This is a genomic window from Mesorhizobium sp. M8A.F.Ca.ET.165.01.1.1, assembly GCF_004792065.1.
GTDB lineage: Bacteria > Pseudomonadota > Alphaproteobacteria > Rhizobiales > Rhizobiaceae > Mesorhizobium.
This window is the reverse complement of record NZ_SRTH01000100.1, coordinates 1-381: the sequence shown is the minus strand read 5'-3', so window position 1 is coordinate 381 and position 381 is coordinate 1. Positions and strand designations below refer to the sequence as shown.

Sequence of the window (381 nt, the reverse complement as noted above, 5' to 3'; positions counted from 1 at the left end):
CGGCGAAGCGCCGGCTCTCTTTGGAAATCTACAGCGATCAGGCCGCGGCAGGCCTGCGGCCGGCTGCCGTGGCGAGCTCGCGGATACCGGGCTCGATATGCTGCAGCGAGATCGAGGAGATGCCCAAGCGCATGAAACGGGAGGGTTTTTCGCTGCGGTCGAAGAACCGGTCGCCGGGTTCGATGATGACGCTGCGCGACGCGGCCGCCTCGGCTAGCCCACGTGAATCGGTGCCGCGCGGGCCCTCCAGCCACAGCGATGTGCCGCCCGCCGAATCGGTCGAACGCCACTCTGGCAGGAAAGCAGAAATCGCATGGACCAGACGCTTGCGCCGCTCGTCGAAGGCGGCGGAGAGCCTGCGCACCAGCGCCTCGTGGTGGC

General features: G+C 68.0%; 1 pseudogene. It reads right to left on the bottom strand.

Features of this window, described 5'->3' with window-relative positions:
• Nucleotides 1-37: 37 nt before the first annotated feature.
• Nucleotides 38-381: pseudogene (locus EN808_RS35275) on the bottom strand (PLP-dependent aminotransferase family protein); the annotation flags it as partial.